This window comes from Kitasatospora arboriphila, from assembly GCF_039528095.1.
GTDB lineage: Bacteria > Actinomycetota > Actinomycetes > Streptomycetales > Streptomycetaceae > Kitasatospora > Kitasatospora arboriphila.
Window position 1 is genome coordinate 1 of record NZ_BAAALD010000122.1, and the last position, 13,749, is coordinate 13,749.

Annotated in this window: 20 protein-coding genes and 1 pseudogene; 7 read left to right on the top strand and 14 right to left on the bottom strand. The window is 75.9% G+C overall.

Features of this window, described 5'->3' with window-relative positions:
- From ABD353_RS35485 to ABD353_RS35500, 4 genes and pseudogenes are all read left to right on the top strand, one after another.
- Positions 1 to 271: pseudogene (locus tag ABD353_RS35485) on the top strand (hypothetical protein); the annotation flags it as partial.
- The gene (locus tag ABD353_RS35490) at positions 268 to 1,113 is read left to right on the top strand and encodes a S8 family peptidase (protein ID WP_344627832.1); all 846 of its coding nucleotides are present in this window, start codon (positions 268 to 270) and stop codon (positions 1,111 to 1,113) included. The pseudogene ABD353_RS35485 and the gene ABD353_RS35490, both read left to right, overlap by 4 nt.
- Positions 1,110 to 1,703: a GAF domain-containing protein gene (locus tag ABD353_RS35495; RefSeq protein WP_344627833.1), complete on the top strand. Its 594-nt coding sequence runs from the start codon at positions 1,110 to 1,112 to the stop codon at positions 1,701 to 1,703. The genes ABD353_RS35490 and ABD353_RS35495 overlap by 4 nt, the downstream gene beginning before the upstream one ends.
- A gap of 26 nt (positions 1,704 to 1,729) precedes the next feature.
- Entirely contained in the window at positions 1,730 to 2,908 is a 1,179-nt protein-coding gene (locus ABD353_RS35500) for a cytochrome P450 (protein ID WP_344627834.1), read from the top strand.
- Positions 2,909 to 2,934: 26 nt separating this feature from the next.
- Here ABD353_RS35500 and ABD353_RS35505 read toward each other — a convergent pair whose 3' ends face one another.
- Both ABD353_RS35505 and ABD353_RS35510 read right to left on the bottom strand, forming a co-directional pair.
- A complete protein-coding gene (locus ABD353_RS35505; protein WP_344627835.1) occupies positions 2,935 to 3,948 on the bottom strand; it encodes a LuxR C-terminal-related transcriptional regulator in 1,014 nt (337 codons plus the stop codon).
- Positions 3,949 to 4,081: 133 nt separating this feature from the next.
- Positions 4,082 to 4,957, bottom strand: a complete 876-nt coding sequence (locus ABD353_RS35510) for an oxygenase MpaB family protein (RefSeq protein ID WP_344627836.1) — start codon at positions 4,955 to 4,957, stop codon at positions 4,082 to 4,084.
- Between the two features lie 147 nt (positions 4,958 to 5,104).
- On the opposite strand from ABD353_RS35510, the gene ABD353_RS35515 reads away from it, so the two are divergent.
- Complete coding sequence (locus ABD353_RS35515) at positions 5,105 to 5,584, top strand: DUF427 domain-containing protein (RefSeq protein ID WP_344627837.1); 480 nt, start codon at positions 5,105 to 5,107, stop codon at positions 5,582 to 5,584.
- A 51-nt stretch (positions 5,585 to 5,635) separates the two neighbouring features.
- Here the strand turns inward: ABD353_RS35515 and ABD353_RS35520 are convergent, their stop codons facing one another.
- From ABD353_RS35520 to ABD353_RS35555, 8 genes are all read right to left on the bottom strand, one after another.
- Complete coding sequence (locus tag ABD353_RS35520; protein WP_030275074.1) at positions 5,636 to 5,809, bottom strand: CsbD family protein; 174 nt, start codon at positions 5,807 to 5,809, stop codon at positions 5,636 to 5,638.
- A gap of 102 nt (positions 5,810 to 5,911) precedes the next feature.
- Entirely contained in the window at positions 5,912 to 6,328 is a 417-nt protein-coding gene (locus tag ABD353_RS35525; protein WP_344627838.1) for an SsgA family sporulation/cell division regulator, read from the bottom strand.
- Between the two features lie 93 nt (positions 6,329 to 6,421).
- Complete coding sequence (locus ABD353_RS35530; RefSeq protein WP_344627839.1) at positions 6,422 to 6,850, bottom strand: ATP-binding protein; 429 nt, start codon at positions 6,848 to 6,850, stop codon at positions 6,422 to 6,424.
- 82 nt (positions 6,851 to 6,932) lie between these two features.
- On the bottom strand, positions 6,933 to 7,328 hold the full coding sequence (locus ABD353_RS35535) for an STAS domain-containing protein (protein ID WP_344627840.1): 396 nt from the start codon (positions 7,326 to 7,328) through the stop codon (positions 6,933 to 6,935).
- Between the two features lie 164 nt (positions 7,329 to 7,492).
- Positions 7,493 to 7,837, bottom strand: coding sequence for a PRC-barrel domain-containing protein (locus tag ABD353_RS35540; protein WP_344627841.1), 345 nt, complete (start codon positions 7,835 to 7,837; stop codon positions 7,493 to 7,495).
- A gap of 55 nt (positions 7,838 to 7,892) precedes the next feature.
- Positions 7,893 to 8,153 carry a GlsB/YeaQ/YmgE family stress response membrane protein gene (locus ABD353_RS35545; RefSeq protein ID WP_344627842.1) on the bottom strand — a complete coding sequence of 87 codons (261 nt, stop codon included), beginning with the start codon at positions 8,151 to 8,153 and terminating at the stop codon, positions 7,893 to 7,895.
- A gap of 137 nt (positions 8,154 to 8,290) precedes the next feature.
- Positions 8,291 to 8,611 (bottom strand): WhiB family transcriptional regulator, encoded by a 321-nt coding sequence (locus tag ABD353_RS35550; RefSeq protein ID WP_344627843.1) that lies wholly within the window; start codon positions 8,609 to 8,611, stop codon positions 8,291 to 8,293.
- A 22-nt stretch (positions 8,612 to 8,633) separates the two neighbouring features.
- Positions 8,634 to 8,858, bottom strand: a complete 225-nt coding sequence (locus tag ABD353_RS35555; RefSeq protein WP_030275090.1) for a DUF6458 family protein — start codon at positions 8,856 to 8,858, stop codon at positions 8,634 to 8,636.
- A gap of 195 nt (positions 8,859 to 9,053) precedes the next feature.
- On the opposite strand from ABD353_RS35555, the gene ABD353_RS35560 reads away from it, so the two are divergent.
- Complete coding sequence (locus ABD353_RS35560) at positions 9,054 to 9,488, top strand: SRPBCC family protein (protein ID WP_344627844.1); 435 nt, start codon at positions 9,054 to 9,056, stop codon at positions 9,486 to 9,488.
- A gap of 18 nt (positions 9,489 to 9,506) precedes the next feature.
- Here ABD353_RS35560 and ABD353_RS35565 read toward each other — a convergent pair whose 3' ends face one another.
- From ABD353_RS35565 to ABD353_RS35575, 3 genes are all read right to left on the bottom strand, one after another.
- Positions 9,507 to 10,532 carry a mechanosensitive ion channel family protein gene (locus ABD353_RS35565; protein ID WP_344627845.1) on the bottom strand — a complete coding sequence of 342 codons (1,026 nt, stop codon included), beginning with the start codon at positions 10,530 to 10,532 and terminating at the stop codon, positions 9,507 to 9,509.
- A gap of 63 nt (positions 10,533 to 10,595) precedes the next feature.
- A complete protein-coding gene (locus ABD353_RS35570; protein WP_344627846.1) occupies positions 10,596 to 11,027 on the bottom strand; it encodes a hypothetical protein in 432 nt (143 codons plus the stop codon).
- A gap of 115 nt (positions 11,028 to 11,142) precedes the next feature.
- The gene (locus ABD353_RS35575) at positions 11,143 to 11,814 is read right to left on the bottom strand and encodes a hypothetical protein (protein ID WP_344627847.1); all 672 of its coding nucleotides are present in this window, start codon (positions 11,812 to 11,814) and stop codon (positions 11,143 to 11,145) included.
- Positions 11,815 to 12,066: 252 nt separating this feature from the next.
- Between ABD353_RS35575 and ABD353_RS35580 the strand changes: the two genes are divergently transcribed.
- Complete coding sequence (locus ABD353_RS35580; protein ID WP_344627848.1) at positions 12,067 to 12,510, top strand: SsgA family sporulation/cell division regulator; 444 nt, start codon at positions 12,067 to 12,069, stop codon at positions 12,508 to 12,510.
- Positions 12,511 to 12,638: 128 nt separating this feature from the next.
- Here ABD353_RS35580 and ABD353_RS35585 read toward each other — a convergent pair whose 3' ends face one another.
- On the bottom strand, positions 12,639 to 13,517 hold the full coding sequence (locus ABD353_RS35585) for an RNA polymerase sigma factor SigF (RefSeq protein ID WP_344627854.1): 879 nt from the start codon (positions 13,515 to 13,517) through the stop codon (positions 12,639 to 12,641).
- Between the last annotated feature and the right edge of the window lie 232 nt (positions 13,518 to 13,749).

Genomic DNA, 13,749 nt, shown 5'->3' on the forward strand with positions numbered 1-13,749 from the left:
CCGCCCCGCCGCCCGCCGCAGGCTCGCCCTCGCCGCGGCCGGCGCGGCGGCCGTCCTCGCCCTGGGGGCCGTGCCGCTCGCCCTGAACGCCGGGGCGTCCACCGGTGGCACGCCCGCCGCCGCGGCGGGCGCCCTGCACGCCGCCAAGGGACACGCCGCGGGCCGGCGCAGGGCCGCCGCCGTGGCCGCCCTGGCAGGAGGGACCGCGGCGGCCCGAACGGAGGCGGGCGGCACCACGGCGGCCGGAACGACACAGGAGGAACAGCGATGACCAGTCCCACCGCGCTCACCTGGAGCCTGCGCGGCCGCAGTCCGGCGGACATCCCGGTCGCCGCCGACGGCCCCGAGGTGACACCCGAGTGGGCGTGGGGCGGGTCGACCGGCCGCGGGGTGCGGGTGTGCGTGGTGGACAGCGGCGTCGAGCGCGACCACCCGATGGTCGGGCCGGTGGACGGCTCGTTCGTGGTGCTCAAGGACGAGGACGGGATCCGGGTCGAGCCGACCGACACCGGGGACGTCTGCGGGCACGGCACGGCCTGCGCCGGAATCGTCCGCCGCACCGCGCCGGACTGCGAGCTGTACAGCGTCCGGGTGCTCGGCGAGCGGTTCTCCGGCAGCGGGGACGTGCTGCTCGCCGGGCTGCGCTGGGCGGTCGAGCAGCGCTTCGACGTGGTCAACCTGAGCCTGTCGACCACCCGGACGCGGTTCACCGAGGAGTTGCGGGCGCTCGCCGACGAGGCGTACTTCCACCGCACCGCGATCATCGCCTCGGCGCACAACACCCCGGTGGAGAGCTTCCCGTGGCGGTTCTCCTCGGTGATCTCGGTGGGCAGCCACCAGGAGGACGACCCGGAGCTCCTCCTCTACAACCCGGCCCCGCCGGTCGAGTTCTTCGCGCCGGGGCAGAACGTCACGGTGCCCTGGCTGGGCGGCGCGACGATCCGCACCACCGGCAACAGCTTCGCCACGCCGTACCTCGCCGGCCTGGCCGCCCGGGTGCTCGCCAAGCACCCGCAGCTGACGGTCTTCCAGCTCAAGAGCGCGCTGTACCAGGCAGCGTCCAACGTCCGCGCCGGCAACGGCCTCGAGAACACCACCAGGGGTGCCCGATGAACGGAACCTGCCGCGCCGCCGAGACCGACCCGGTCGCCCGGGACCTGCTGCAGTCGGTGGTCGACACCGCCCGCGCCATCTTCGGCGCCGCCGCCAGCTCGATCTTCCTGCTCGACCGGGAGGCCGACGAACTGGTCTTCCAGGCGGTCTCCGGGGAGGGCGAGGACTTCCTGGTGGGCATGCGCTTCCCGGCGGGACGGGGCATCGCCGGCTGGGTCGCCGGGTCCGGCGAGCCGATGGTGGTCGACGACCTGTCGCAGAGCGCCGGGTTCGCCCGCGACCTCGCCGAGAAGACCGCGTACGTGCCGAACGCGCTGATGGCGGCGCCGCTGCTCGGCCCGGACGGGGTGCTGGGCGTGCTGGAGGTGCTCGACCCGGCGCCGCAGGCCCGCGCCAGCCTCGGCGAACTCGACCTGCTGGCGCTGTTCGCCCGGCAGGCCGCCACCGCACTCGCGGCGGTGCTGGAGCGCCGGGCCGCCGACGCCGGGCAGGCCGCGGCCGCCCGGGTCCTGCGGGACCTGGACGACGCCGGCCGGGCCGCCGGGCTGCGCGCCCTGGAGGCCGTCCGCGACCTGCTCGCCGCGCACTGAGCGGGCCGGGACGGAAGGGGAAGGCGATGACCGCGCACTCGCCGCTCGGCGGCCGCTTCACCGCGGACCCGCACCCGGTGCTGGCCGGGCTCCGCGAGTCCTGCCCGGTGGCCCGGGTCACCACCCCGGCGGGCCGCGCCGTCTGGGTGGTGACCCGGGAGGAGGACGTCCGGGCGGCGTTCACCGATCCGCGGCTCTCGCTGGCCCGGACCCCGCCGCCCGTGACGGGCCGGCCGCGCCGGGCCCTGGACATGACCCTGGTCGACTACGACCCGCCGGACCACACCCGGATCCGCCGGCTCGCCGCCCCGGCGCTCTCGGCGGCCCGGATCGCGGCATACCGCCCCCTGGTGGAGCGGGCGGCCGGGGAGCAGCTCGCCGCGCTGGCCGCGGACCGGCCGGTCGACCTCCTGGCGCACTTCGCGGCGCCGTTCGCCTTCCGGGTGCTGTGCGAGGTGTTCGGCGTGGCGCAGGCCGACCGGGGGCCGCTGCGGGCCGTGGTCGACGACCTGATCGCGCACCGCGACGTGCCGGCCGCCCAGCGCCGGCTGGACGCCTTCGTCCGGACGGGCACGGCCGGGCGGCTCGCCCGGCCCGGCGGCGAGGACGCCTTCTCCCGGATCGTCGCCGCCTGGTCGCTCCGGACGGACGTCACCGAGGACGAACTCGCCGACCTGCTCGCGATGCTGCTGCTGGCGGGCTTCGACAGCACGGTGCAGATGCTCGCGATGGCCGTACTGGCGCTGCTCGCCCACCCGGCGGAGCTGGCCCGGCTGGCCGCCGACCCGGCGCTGCTGCCCGCCGCCGTCGACGAGCTGCTGCGCTGGGACACCCCCGGCCCGTTCGCCACCACCCGCACCGCGCTGGCGGACGTGCCGATCGGCGGCACGGTGGTGCCGGCCGGCAGCGGCGTGCTGCTGTCGGTCGCCGCCGCCAACCGCGACCCGCGCCGTCACCCCGACCCCGACGTCCTCCGGCTGGACCGGCCGACCGCGGCCCGCCAGCTCGGCTTCGGCCTCGGCCCGCACTACTGCCCGGGCGCACCACTGGCCCGGCTCCAACTCACCGCGGCGCTCGCGGCCCTGCTGAGCCACCGGCCCGAACTACGGGCCGCAGTGCCGCCCGACCAACTGCAGTGGGGCGGCGGCCCCCAACACCGCCGACTGGCCGCCCTGCCCCTCCTCCTCGGCCCAGACCGGCCTTAGGCCGGGTGGGCGATTCAGGGGCGGTCTCACTCGGGTCGCGGGGCGCGGGTGAGGTAGCCCGCCTGGAAGCGGCTGGCGGCGCCGAGCGCGTCCATGATCTCGGCGATGTGTTTGCGGCAGGTGCGCAGCGACATGCCGAGGCGGCGGGCGATCATCTCGTCCTTCATGCCTTCGGCGAGCAGCCGGACGATCGCCTCCTTGATCTCGCCGAGCGAGGAGTCGCCGGCGCAGGAGGGTGCGTAGGGGTCGGCGAGGGTCCAGGAGTGGTCGAAGACCGCGCAGAGGTAGGCGACGGTGGAGGGGTCGCGGACGATCACCGCGCCGTCGTAGGCCTCGTGGTGCGGGATGATCACGACCTCCCGGTCGAAGGCGATCATCCGGCCGAACAGGGCGGTGAGGGTGCGTACTTCGGCTCCGGCGCCGGTGATCCGCCGGACGTACTCCTGGGTGGGGGCGTGGCGTCGGGAGGTGTGTTGGTAGAGGGTGCGCATCCGGACGCCGCGGCGGATCATCGCGAGGTCGCGGGCGAAGGCCTGTTCCAGCAGGTGGGGGGCGCGCGGGCCGCCGGGCTGGCAGGTGAGCACCTCGGTGCGGCACTGTTCGGTGAGCCGGCCGATGATGTCGATGACGGCGGCGAGTTCGAGCACTTCGTCGAGGGCGCCGCCGGCGGTGGGCCGGCCGGCGTTGCGGGCGTAGAGCGGGCCGAGGGCGGCGAGTTCGGCGCGGACGCGTTCGGCGTCGGCGAGTTGTCGGCGCAGTTCGGCCTCGGCGGGGGCGACCAGGCTGGCCACGGCGAGGTCGGGCGGGACGGCGATCAGCTGCGGTCGGGCGCCGTCGGGGCCGGGCAGTGGGCGGAGCAGGTGGAGCCGGGTGAGGACGGCGGCGGCGGCCTCGACCTCGCCCGGGTCGAGGTCGAGTTCGTCGGCGGCGGCCGCCGGGTCGAGCCCGCCGTGCCGGGCGGCCCACTGGAAGACCCGTACATCGGTGTCGTCCAGGCCGGGCAGGTCGGTCGTGGCGGCCGGTGGCCCGAAGTGTCCCATCCTCAGCTCCCCACCCGTGCGCCGTGCCGGCGGTACGTCGATGCACATGACATGGAGTCATATAGTAGGACCGGCACATGACATTCAGGAGAACTCCACATTCCGCACGGTGCGGCCACGGCCCGACGGGCCGTCAGACGCCTGCCCGGTTCGCGCCGAGAGCCTCCGCCGGCAGACCGAGCCGCTCCCGGGCCGCCACCAGGTACGGGCCCTCCCACCAGCTGCGCGGCAGGCGGAACGCGGCCGCCCGCAGCGCCCGCGCCTCCAGGCCGGCCGTCCGGTCGGTGATCCACCAGCCGGGCAGGCCGTACATCCGGCGCGCCCAGGCCGGCAGCATCGCGAAGGCCAGGCCGACCAGCCCGGACCAGGCCGGGACGGCGAGCAGGGCACTGCCGTGCAACGGCGGCAGGAAGGCGAACCGGACGGCCTCCCGGGCGGCCGGGGTCACGCACAGCTCGGGCCGGACCTCGGCGAAGTAGCGGCGCAGCGCCGTGGCGGAGTCCGGCACGTCCGTCCCGGCGGGCACCCCGACCAGCCGGGCGACCGCGCTCTGCTCGCGGAGGTAGGCGTCCGCCTCGGCGGCGGTCAGCGGGAGTCCGGCGCGGCGGACGACGTCGAGGAAGGAGCCCACCTCGCAGGCGTGCACCCAGACCAGCAGCGCCGGGTCGTCCGCCCGGTACGCCCGGCCGGTGGCGGGGTCGGTGCCGCGGACGTGCCGGTGCACCCGGCGGACCCGGTCCACGGCCTCGCGGGCCTCCTCGCCGGTGCCGTAGGTCACCGCGCCGATGAAGGCCGCGGTGCGGTCGAGCCTGCCCCACGGGTCCTCGCGGAAGGCGGAGTGCTGGGAGACCCCGGCCATCGCCAGCGGGTGCAGCGCCTGCAGCAGCAGCGCCCGCAGGCCGCCCAGCAGCATCGCCGGGTCGGCGTGCACCCGCCAGGTGACGGACGCCGGGCCGAACAGGCCCTCGGCGGGTATCCTCGGCCCCTCGGCCGCACGGGTACCGGACATCCGGAACACCTCCCGTCGTCCGGAGCCTGCCCGCCGGTACCGGCCGGCAACCGCAGGGCCGCCGGTGACGGCGGGCCGCCCATCCGCTCCGGGACCGGCTCCGAACCCTTCCCGCGCGCTCCGGCGCGCCGGAACGAGGAGGCGGCGATGGCCGGCGAGGACGGTACGGAGTCGGTGTGGGACTACCCGCGTCCGCCGCGGGTGGAACGGGCCGGGCGCCGGGTGACCGTGGAGTTCCACGGCCTGCTGGTGGCCGACACCGGGGACGCGCTGCGGGTGCTGGAGACCAGCCACCCGCCGGTGTTCTACCTGCCGCCGGCGGCGGTGGCGCCCGGGGTGCTGGTGCCGACCCGGCTGCGCAGCTGGTGCGAGTGGAAGGGTGCGGCCGTCTACTGGGACCTCGTCGTCGACGGGGTGCGCAGCGAGAACGCCGCCTGGAGCTACCCCGAGCCCTCGCCCGGCTACGGGGCGATCCGCGACCACCTGGCGTTCTACCCGGCGCGGGTGGACCGCTGCACGGTCGACGGAGAGGTGGTCCTGCCGCAGGAGGGCGGCTTCTACGGGGGCTGGATCACCTCGGCCGTCCGCGGGCCGTTCAAGGGCGGGGCCGGGTCGGGGCACTGGTGAGCGGGGGCGCCGGTGTGCGGCGCCCCCGCCCCTGGCCCGAGGCCGGACGGGTCAGTGCTTGAGCGCGTCCTTGGCCTTCTCGCCCGCCTGCTTGGCGTCGGCGGCGGCCTGGTCGATCTTGCCCTTCGCGGTCATGCGCTCGTTGCCGACGGCCTTGCCGGCCGTCTCCGTCGCCTTGCCCTTGGCCTTCTGGGCCATGTTCTCGACCTTGTTCTTGCCGCTCATGACCACTCCCTTCGGGGCCGGCGGGCGTTCCACCGGCGGTCACGGACGGCGTCTGCCCCGTTCCCGCCGTTCCATGCACGGCGTGCTCCGGACCCGCCGTGGTCACTCCGTCGCGCGCAGGAACGCCTCGACGGTGTCCGGCCAGCTCACCTGCCGGTGCTCGTCGCCGGGCCGCACCACCTCGGCGGTGTCGGCGAGGAAGCCGCGCAGTTCGTCGGTGGCGACCTGGACGAGGGCGACGCCGTGCCGGTTGTGGAACTCCAGCTGGGTGAGGCCGCCGTCCACCGGCACCAGCCGGAAGTCGCCGTCCCCGACGGGTCCGGCGAGGCCGGCGGTGAGCAGCTCCCGGGAGACGTACCAGCTGATCGGTTCGCCGCCGGACATCCGTCCGCCGGCCGGCGGGTCGGGGAAGTCCAGCACCACCGCGAACGGGTCGTCGGAGTCGTACCGCAGGACGAGCGGCACGACGCCGGGGACGGGGGCTGGGACGGAGGCTGCACCGGCCTGCGCAATGATCACGGTCGACTCCCTGGGAGGTCCGAAGCGGTCGGCGCCCGTCTGCCCGCGATCGGCCCGGTCATGCGCCCGCGAACGGTGGTGCCGGCGGCCGTCTCACGGGCTCCCGGGCAGCGCCACCTCGGCCCAGACCGCCTTGACGCCCGGGGCCCGCAGCACGCCCCAGGCGGTGCTCAGCCGGCCGACGATGTGCAGGCCGTGCCCGCCGGGGCGGGAGGAGCGGTGCGGGCTGCGCGGCTCGGGCACCCCGTCCCCGGCGTCCAGCACCTCGATCCGCACCGAGCGGTCCGACAGGACGAGCACCAGCTCGCTCGGGCCGCCAGCGTGCAGGCAGGCGTTGGAGACCAGCTCCGACACGATCAGCCGGACGTCCTCGTCCAGCAGCCCGTCGCAGGCCAGGCCCCAGTCCAGGAGCACCTTGGCGGCGAACTCCCGGCCCGTCCGGACCTGTCCGGCGGGCCCGAAGGCGTACCGGCGGCGCTGGCCCAGCACGGGCCCGTCGGCGGTGTGCGAACTGCTGCTCATGTCCTCACCCTGATGGATTTCCGGCACTTCCCTGCGACGCCCCCGGCCGCGGCCCGGCCGCCGGGGCGGCCGGGGACCGGCCTCACCCGGCTGCGCACGCCTCCCCCACCGTCTCGAAGACCCGGAACACCGCGCCGGTGCCGGTCAGCTCGAACAGCCGGCTCAGCTGCGGGCCGGGCTGCGCCAGGACGAGCGAGACCCCCGACTCCTCGGCGTCCAGCCGCAGCCGAAGCAGGAGGTTGAGGCCCGTCGAGTCGCAGAACCCCACCGCGGAGAGGTCGAGGCAGAGCACCCCGGGCGCGGTGGCCGCCAGCAGCCCGCGCAGCGGCTCCTCGACCTCGGCGAGGCCGTCCAGGTCGAGGTCCCCGGTCAGGGAGCAGACCAGCGCCCCGTCCGGACCGGAGGCGGTGCGCAGCGGCGCCCCGGCTCCCTCGGCCCGGCCGGTCGCCGGCCCCGTACCCAGTTCACCGCTGCCCATGTCCTGTGCCCTCCGCCGGCGGCCGTCCGCGGTGCGGCCGCCGTATCGTCACGTCTTCCCTGCCGGTCGGCCCGTCCCGGCCGTCCGCTTCTGGCACCGTACCCGGTGCCGGCCGGGCGGAATCCGGGGGATCCCCCGCTCCGTCGCCGGTCCCCGACGAACGGTCAGATCATCGGGCGGTAGTAGGTGCCGAGGGAGTTCAGGTAGTCGGCGGGCACCTCGTGCTCGCTCACGAACTCCGGCGCGCCCTTGATCTCGTCCTTCGACCGGCCGACCAGGACGGTCCGCTCCTCGTGGTCGATCCGCAGGACGGTGCCCGCCGGCAGCAGCACCTGCCGGCCGAAGATCCACGGGCCGGTGTCCACGACCAGGTAGGCCGCGTCGACCTCGGCGGAGTGCCGGTCGACCTTGCCGATCTTCCCATCGGTGGCCTGCACCGTGTAGCCGATGATGTCCCGGTCCGCGAGGTCGCCGTTGTCGGGGTGGTGGTTCCACAGCTGTTCGCTCATCGTCTTCTCCTTCGCTCGTCGGTGTCGGTCGGTGTCGGCCTGCCGGAGCCGGTGTTCAGCGCCGGCGCCCGGCGTACACCGGGGAGGCCGCCGCGATCAGCACGGCGGCGACGCCCACCTGCAGCAGGTGCCGCATCCAGTCGATGCCGCCGGTGTGCCGCACGCCCAGGTACGAGGCCAGTGCGTTGCCCAGGACCGCGCCGATCGCGCCGAGCAGCACCGTCAGCCACAGCGGTACGGGCTGACGGCCCGGCAGGACCAGTCTCGCCAGCAGGCCGACCACCAGGCCGGCGACCAGTGCCCAGAGGATCGTCATCGCCGAACCTCTCCCTTCGTCCGTCTCTCGCGTCCCCGGCCGCCGCCCCCTGCTGGGGCCGGTCCGTCCGGCGACGGGGGTCGTCTGCCCCCTTCCGGCGGCTCCATTCCCCCCGGATTCGCCGTACCGGGGGCGGCTCAGTTCCGGCGGGGCGGCCCGGCGGTGGCCGGGCGGCCGCGGCGCCGGGCCCGGGCCGACAGGACGCGGCGCTCGTCCTCGGTCAGCCCGCCCCAGATGCCGTACCGCTCGTCGGCGGCCAGCGCGTACTCCAGGCACTGGCCGCGCACCGGGCAGCGGGTGCAGACCCGCTTGGCCGCGTCCTCCCGCTCCTGGCCGCGCTCGCCGCGCTCGCCGGCCGGGTGGAAGAACAGTGCGGCGTCCTTGCCCCGGCAGGCCGCTCGGCGCTGCCAGGCCCAGCTTCCGGTGTACCGCCGTCCGCGGCGGTCCTCGGTGTCCATCGGTGGTCCTCCCCGGGGCGCGTCACGGCCCCTCGTAGTAGCGGCGTTCCTCGACGACCTCGTCGACGGGGCGGCCGAGCGGCCGGCGCCGGCGCAGCGCGCTCGCGTACACGACGACGCCGAGCAGGCCGGCCGCCATCAGCACCCAGCCGACGGTGTCGAGGTCGACACCCGAGAGGTGCCAGTCCACCGCGAAGGCGAGAATCGCCCCGATCGCGAACAGGATGATGCATCCGCCGATGCCCATGGGTTCTCCTCCGTCGTCGCTGCCGCGGTCCGCCGGGGCGGCGGGCCGGGGCGCGTCTACCCCCGCTCGCCGCCGTCACCCGGGGCCGGTCGCAATTCGCTGCCGGAGGGGGCATGTCCGGGCGCGGCGGGGACAGACGGTCTGACGGGCGGTCACCGGACGGTGACCGCGGGCGCGATGCGGAGGTGGCGAGCGATGGCACGGGTCGAGCAGTCCGTCCGGGTGGAGGTGCCGGTGCCGGTGGCGTACCGGCAGTGGGCGAGGGTCGAGGACTTCCCGCTGTTCTTCCGGGGCGTGCTCCGGGTCGAACGGGCCGGTTCCGGACTCACCCGCTGGACGGTCCGCACCGGCGGCGCGATACGGGAGTTCGACGCCCGGGTGACCGAGCGGATCGAGGACGAGCGGATCGCCTGGGCGTCCGTCACGGGCGACCTGCGGCAGAGCGGTGTGGTGACCTTCCACCGGGTGGACGGCCGACGGACCACGGTGATGCTGCAACTGGACGTCCGGCCGGCCCGGCTGGCGGACCGCCTGGCGGCCGCGCTCGGCTTCGCCCACCGCCGGGTGCTGGACGGCCTGGCCGGTTTCAAGGAGTTCACCGAGGCGCAGGCCGCCCGGCAGCCGCAGTAGGAGCGGGCCCCGCCGCGGTCAGCCGCGCGCGGGGTCGACGGCCACCCGCGGCAGTGCCTCCGGGTACTGCTCGCGCAGGTGGCCGATCAGCCGTTCCCTGACCCAGCAGCGGAGTTCGAAGGCGTCGGCGGCGCTGCGGGCGGTCATCAGGGCGCGCACCACGATGGTGGTCGGCGTGGTGTCGACGACCTGCAGGGCGGCGCCCCGGCCGTCCCACCACTCGCTCTCCTTGAGCAGCCGCTCGAACTCGGCGCGCAGCTCCGGCACCGGCGTGCGGTGGTCGAGGTGGAGCAGTGCCGTCCCGGTGATCGCCGGGTCCCGGCGCGACCAGTTCTCGAAGGGCCGGCCGACGAAGTAGGACACCGGCATGACGATCCGCCGCTCGTCCCAGGTGGCGATGACCACGCAGGTGAGGGTGATCTCCTCGACCGTCCCCCAGTCGCCGGCGACGACGACCTCGTCGCCGAGCCGCACCATGTCGCCGAACGCCAGCTGCACCCCGGCGAACAGGTTGGCCAGCGTGTTCTGCGCCGCCACGCCGACCACCAGGCCGAGGATGCCGGCGGAGGCGAGCAGGCTGGCGCCGACCGAGCGGACGGCCGGGAAGGTCATCAGCGCCGCCGCCAGGGCGAGCACCGCGATGCCGGCGCTGGTCAGCCGGCGCAGCATGCCGGTCTGGGTGCGGACCCGCCGTATCCGCGCCGGGTCGCGCCGCTCGGTGGCGTACCGGGCGAGCGAGGTGTCGATCAGCAGGGCGACGACGCGGGCCAGCAGCCACGCGCCGGCCGCCAGGGCGAGCAGCACCAGGCCGTGCCGCAGCGGCCCGCGGACGGCCTCCGGGAGGCCCGCGGCCGGTTCGGCCGCGAGCAGCAGCAGGGCGCCCAGGGTCAGCAGTCCGGGCACCCGGCACGGCAGCATCACGTGGCGGTGGGGGCCCGCCGCCGGACGTCTCGCCACCGCCAGCACCACCCGGTCCAGCAGCAGGATCGCGAGCAGTGCGGCCGCGGCGACCGCGGCGGGCCTCAGGGCGGTCCACACGGACATGGTCCTCCGTAGGTGTCTGTGGCTGCGGGTTCGGCCGGCCCGCGGGGGCCGGGACGGTCGGGGTCAGGAGGCCAGCAGGCGGTCCAGGACGCCGCGGTAGTCGCGCAGGGCGAGCCGCAGCCGCTCCGTCCCGGCGTCCGGCCCCGCCGGGGTGCCCGGCTCGGTGTGCAGGTCCTCGCGGCGCCGGCGGACGGCCTCGGTGACCAGGTCGGCCGCCCGGGCGACGAGTTCGTCGGCGCGCCGCACGGCGTCCGCCGGGTCGTCGACGAAGCCCGCCTGCACGGCCTCCCACTCGGCGGAGACCGTTGCCACCTGCTGCCGGTCGAGCCAGCCGCCGAACCCGTCGCCGGTCTGCGGCGGATCGGGCAGGTCCGCCCCGGCGACGTCCGCCCGCGGTGACGAGGCGTCGGGCTGGTGGGGGAACGGCACCCGCCGGGCGGGCGCGGGCGCGTCCGGACGGTGGTGCTCGGTGTCGTGCGATCGGTCCTCGGTCATGTCGTTCCTCGCAGGGGTGGTGGGTGGATCGGGTCACCCGCCCGCCCGCCGGGTGCGGCCCGGCACGGCGGCGGCCGGACGGACCGGTGGGGGACGGACGGGCGGGGCGGGCCGGTCAGGAGTTGACGGCACGTCGGCCGAACGCCTTCGCCGGGGCCGACGCGCCGGTCGCGGGTGCCGGCCGCTCGGCGTCCGGCGTCCCGGTGCCGAGCGTCTTCGCCGGGGCAGGCCGGGGTGCGGCGGGCCGTTCGGCGGGGGCCGGGTGCTCGCGGCCGAGGACCTCCAGGGTGAGGCCGCGGATCGCCAGCAGCGCGGTCCGCAGCTCCTCGGTGTCGGCGCCGGCGCCGTCGGCGCGGCCGAGGGTCTCCCGGGCCGTGCGGTACGCCGCCAGGCGCCGCGCGTGGTCGACGGACAGCGCCTCGATCCGCCCGGAGGCCGGGTAGCCGACCCGGTCCAGCAGGGACTGCAGCGTCCGCTCCGCCTCGGCGGCCGCCCGCGGCGGGTCCTCGACGAAGAGCACCTGGATTCCCCTGATCGAGGTCGTGAACCGCTCGCGGTCGGCCTCGGGGAGGCCGGTCAGCCGCAGGCCGCGGCGGAGCGCGAGCCGGTCGGCGAGTTCGCGGTCGGTACGGCGGACGTCGCCGCCGTGGCTGCGCAGCGCACGTTCGTACTCGGGTCCGAACCGCGTCCGCAGCCGGCGCGTGCGCACGCGCTGCAGGACGAACGGCGCCGCGGCCGCCGCGGCGGCGCAGAGCAGGACCACGAGGAGGACGGCCACGGTGGACATGGGCTCTCCTTCCGGTGGGGTCCGGGCCCGAGGTGGCGTCCGGACGGGCTTCGGCGGTACCGCCTCACCGCTCCCGGCGCGACCAAACCCCCTTCCGCAGCAGCCCTGGTGACGGACCGTCGAGGAGTTCGCCGGGGCTGCGGCGGAATCGGCCGGGATCCGCCGTTCCCGCCCCGCATGGACGCCCGGCGGCGGGGCAAGCGCCCTCCGGCGGGCACCGGCCCGGGTCACGCAGGAGCGGAGGGACGCAGCATGGTGGAGACGATCGAACGGCACACGACCGCGCGGATATGCGGGACCCGGCCACGGCGGGTGCGCGTGGTGCTGCGGTACCGCACCGACGACCCGTACGCCGTCGCGCTGTGCTTCCCCGGGCCGGCCCGGCTGACGGAGACGCTGGTCGTCGAGGACGGCGGCGCGGTCGAGGACGGCCCGCGGTGGACGGTCGGCCGCGACCTGCTGGCCGAGGGCCGGTACGGCTGCGCCGGGGCGGGCGACCTGCGGGTGCGGCCGGACGAGGACGGCGGGGTGCTGCTGGAGTGGCGCTGCCCGGGCGGCGGCGCGGACGTCCGGCTCGGCACGGCGGAACTCGGCGCCTTCCTGGACCGCACCTACCGTGCCGTTCCCGCGGGCTGCGAGTCCGCCTTCGTCGACTGGCCGCACACCCCCGAGGAATTCCTCCGCCGCATCGTCTGACCGGACCGGGGCCCGTCAGGGGCGGCACCTCAGGGGCGCGGGGGTGCTGCGCAATTCGGGAGTGGTGCTCCTGGCGAATCCGGCTCACCCTGATCCGCACGGCTACCCGCGCCCCCGGGGCAGGGCCCTCACCCGACGATCATGCCCTCGCGGAGGCGGTTGAGGATCCGCGCCAGCAGTCGCGAGACCTGCATCTGGGAGACGCCGAGGCGGGCCCCGATCTCGGCCTGGGTGAACTCCTCGACGAACCGCATGTGGAGGATCGCCCGGTCCCGCTCGGCGAGTGCGGCGACCAGCGGCTTGAGCGCCTCCAGGTTCTCGACCTTCTCGAGTCCGGGGTCGTGCCGGCCGAGGCGCCGCAGCAGCGAGCCGTCGCCGTCCTCGTCGTCGCTGCCGAGGTCGAGGGAGCCCGCGGTGTGGGCGTTGCGCGCGATCATGCCCTCGACCACCTCGTCCTCGGTGATCTCCAGGTGGGCGGCGAGTTCGGCGACGGTGGCGGGGCGGCCGAGGGACTGCTCCAGCAGGTCGCCGGCCTTGGCCAGGGCGAGCCGCAGTTCCTGGAGGCGGCGGGGGACGTGGACGGCCCAGGTGGCGTCCCGGAAGAACCGCTTGATCTCGCCGACGATCGTCGGGACCGCCAGGGTCACGAACTCCACGCCGCGCTCCGGGTCGAACCGGTCGATCGCCTTGATCAGGCCGACGGTGCCGACCTGGACGATGTCGTCCATCGGTTCGCCGCTCTGCCGGAACCGCCGGGCGACGTACCGGACGAGGGAGAGGTTCAGCTCGACCAGGGTGCCGCGGACGTAGGAGTACTCGGCGGTGCCCTCCTCGAGGGTCTGCAGCCGGGCGAACAGGGCCGAGGAGAGGACCTTGGCGTCGGCCGGGGCCACTGCCGAGGGGTCGTCGACCACGCGCTGGACCGGCGCCGGGGCCGGTGCCGGGGTGCCCGCGGAGCTCGCGCCTTCGGCGGTCGCTCCGGGCGCGAGGGTCGACCCTTCACTCATCACTGCCATGGCCATTCCTTCCGTGGGTGCGTCGGCGGCTCGCATGCCCGGAGCTTCGGAGCCCAGTCCCCCAGGGGGCGATCCTCCACGGAAGAGCCCGTGGGGCTTCACATCCCCTCCACAAGCGGCGCCGTTCGTCCACTCCTGACCGGTCCGGCGGTGGCTCCGGGGAGCGGTGCGCAAGCGATGCGCCTGGCAGGCGGTGCGGCGCGGCTGAAGACTCGCGGCAGGG